Origin of the sequence: Streptomyces jumonjinensis (genome assembly GCF_009600885.1) — a bacterium.
In the GTDB taxonomy this organism is placed as follows: Bacteria; Actinomycetota; Actinomycetes; order Streptomycetales; family Streptomycetaceae; genus Streptomyces; species Streptomyces jumonjinensis.
The window spans coordinates 6,394-9,280 of record NZ_VCLA01000204.1; the positions used below are offsets into that span (position 1 = coordinate 6,394).

Genomic DNA, 2,887 nt, shown 5'->3' on the forward strand with positions numbered 1-2,887 from the left:
CGCGCTCTCGGCGGCAGTCGGCAGTCGGCAGTCGGCGGAGGAGAGAGCGGACGGTCGGGTTCAGGCGGGCCGCGCCGCGCTCTCGGCGGCGGCGAGCAGACGCATGGCGGCCTCCCGGGTCCCGGCCACATGGCCGCGGGCGATCCGTTCCGCCGCCGGCGCGTCGCCCTCGCGGATCGCCGCGTAGAGCCGCTCGTGCTCACCGCACATGACGGCGCCGTCCGTGGGCTCGGAGGTCAGGCTGAAGAGCCGCCGCAAGCGGCCGTCGAGCGGGGCCATGAGGTCCTGGAGCAGCGGATTGCCGGACATGACCACGATCTGCCGGTGGAAGTCGGCGTGGATCGAGACCAGTTCACGGGCACGGCGGGGCGAGCCGGCCGCGCGGCGGGCGCGTTCGAGCAGCTTCTCCAGGGTGCGCAGCCCGTCCCGGTCGGCGCGGAGGGCGGCGAGCGATGCCGCCAGCGCCTCCAGCCGCTCACGGATGTCGAAGAAGTCCGCGGCCTCGGCCGGCCCGAGCGGCGCCACGAACGCTCCCCTGCGGGCCTGCACGGTGATGAAGCCCTCGCTCTCCAGTCGTTGAAGAGCCTCACGGACGGGGATACGGGAGACGCCCAGCTCGTCCGCGAGCTCGCGTTCGACGACCCGCCGCCCCGACGGATAGCGGCCGTCGATGATCCGCTCGCGCGCCTCCAGATAGACCTGGTCGCGCAGCGACTGGTGTGCGCCGCCGATGGTGCCGCGGGCGGGAAGGCCGGCGGTCCGGCTGCTGCTCATGGGCTCGCTCCCTGTGCGTCGGGGCCGGTCGGCTCCGGTCCCGTCCGGTCCTGTCGCTTGATCATCTCAGACTCCGAAACGTTCAGCAGACCCTTGCCTGGTATTCGGTATACCAGATAACTTGAGCGCCGCGCCTGCTCAGGCCGCCTCTGAACTGGTCTTTTTCATTGATTCCCGCATCGGGAGCTGGATCGCCCGCCCGCATTCCCGCCGCCCCTTAGCATCCGAGGAACCAACCGATGAACCAACCGCCCGCCGCCCTTGAGCCGCCCCCCGCCCCCGCCGCGCCCATCGAGGGCTCCCCCGCTGCCGGGGCGAGCGGGGGAAGCCTCGCCCGGGGCCGCATCGGCACCTTCGATCTGGTCTTCTTCGTCGTCGCGGCAGCCGCGCCGCTCACCGTGCTGGCCGGAGTCGCCCCCTTCGCCATCGGCATCGGCGGTCCCGGGACCCCGCTCGGCTATCTGCTCTCCGGAGTGCTGCTGGTGCTGTTCGCGGCCGGTTTCACCGCGATGACCCGGTACGTACGGAACGCCGGCGCCTTCTACGCCTATGTCGCCCGGGGGCTCGGCCGGACGCTGGGGGTCGGCACCGCGTATCTCGCGACGCTCTCGTACAACCTCATCGCGCCCGGTGTGGCCGCCGGTTTCGGCTACTTCGCGTCGACGACCCTGGCGGATCTCACCGGCGCCGAGGTGCCGTGGTGGCCGCTGGCGACGCTCTGTGTGCTCGGCGTCGGCGTACTGGGGTGGCTGCGGGTGACCCTCAGCGCCAAGGTGCTCGGGGTCGCCCTGGTTCTCGAGGTGCTCGTCCTGCTGGTGATGGAGTTCGGCGTGCTGTCGGACCGGGGTGCGAAAGCCCTCGACGTCACCTCCTTCGATCCGGCGGTGCTGCTCTCGTCCGGAGGCATGGCGGGGATGTTCGTCCTGGTCATCGGGGCGTTCACCGGCTTCGAGGCGACCGCGATCTACGCCGAGGAGGCCCGCGACCCGGCGCGTACGGTCCCGAAGGCGACGTTCATCGCGATCGGGTTCCTGGCGCTGTTCTACGCCTTCGGGGTGTGGGTGCTGATGGGCGGCTTCGGCACCGCCGAGTCGGTGGCGATGGCACGGGCCGCGGACGGCCCACAGCTCACCTTCACCGCGGCCGAGCAGTTCGTGGGGAGGTGGCTGGCCGACTCGATGCAGGTCCTGATCGTGATCAGCGCGTTCGCCGCGACGCTCGCCTTCCACAACGCCGCCGCCCGCTATCTCTACGCGCTGGGCCGCGAGGGGCTGCTGCCGCGCCGCCTGGCGGCGGTGTCGCCGAAGCAGGGCTCACCGGCCGCCGCGGTCGTCGTGCAGACCGTGTTCGGCCTGGTCGTCGTCCTGGGCGGGGCACTGCTCGGGGCCGACCCGTACAGCGAGATCTTCCTGTGGAGCAACAGCATGGGCGTGCTCGGGATCATGATCATGCAGGCGCTGGCCGCGCTCGCCGTGTTCTTCTTCTTCCGCCGCGACCGGCGGGGGATGCCGCTCTGGCGCGTGGTCGTCGCCCCGCTGATCGCGTTCGCGGGCCTGGCCGTGCTGACGCTGCTCGCCCTGTGGCACTTCGATCTGCTGACCGGCCGTACGGGAGCGGTCAACGCGGCACTGCTGGTTCCGCTGCCGGTGGCGCTGGCGGCCGGGCTGGCGGTGGCGGCGCGCATCCGGCGCACGGACCCCGGGCGGTACGCGCGACTGACCGAGGTGGACGTGGAACGCGACTGAGACCGGGCCGGACCCCGGGCCGCGCCCACGCCTTCACCGGGCGCGGCCGGGCGGGCGAGCGGTCGTTCCCCAGCCGGGCGAGCGGTCGTTCCCCGGCCGGGCGAGCGGTCGTTCCCCGGCCGGGCGCCGGCACACAAAGGACCGTCCGGCCGGGCCGATACCGGTCCGTTCGGCGGCGTATCCGGGCGAGATGTGTCACGGTCGCCCCATGACCCAGGGCACCACCGGCTCGCCCGCCCGAGCCCGCGCGGTCGGCGTGCCGCTCAGGCAGGCCGACCTCCCGATCCGCGTCCCGCTGATCCACGGCGAGACCACCCTCTCCCTCCTCTCCCGTACCGCGTCCGCCAACGGCCAGGACCTCTCCCGGC

Annotated in this window: 2 protein-coding genes; one reads left to right on the plus strand and one right to left on the minus strand. The window is 72.7% G+C overall.

All coding sequences use genetic code 11. From position 1 onward, the window contains the following. Positions 1-60 precede the first annotated feature (60 nt). Positions 61-774, minus strand: coding sequence for a GntR family transcriptional regulator (locus tag FF041_RS36930; protein WP_153527113.1), 714 nt, complete (start codon positions 772-774; stop codon positions 61-63). 239 nt (positions 775-1,013) lie between these two features. Here FF041_RS36930 and FF041_RS36935 point away from each other — a divergent pair, with 239 nt between their 5' ends. Beyond that, complete coding sequence (locus tag FF041_RS36935) at positions 1,014-2,519, plus strand: APC family permease (protein WP_153527115.1); 1,506 nt, start codon at positions 1,014-1,016, stop codon at positions 2,517-2,519. The last annotated feature ends 368 nt before the right edge of the window (positions 2,520-2,887 follow it).

Bases quoted from the DNA above. Each gene is read 5' to 3' on its own strand.
- FF041_RS36930 (WP_153527113.1), bottom strand. From the start codon at position 774: ATGAGCAGCAGCCGGACCGCCGGCCTTCCCGCCCGCGGCACCATCGGC.
- FF041_RS36935 (WP_153527115.1), top strand. From the start codon at position 1,014: ATGAACCAACCGCCCGCCGCCCTTGAGCCGCCCCCCGCCCCCGCCGCG.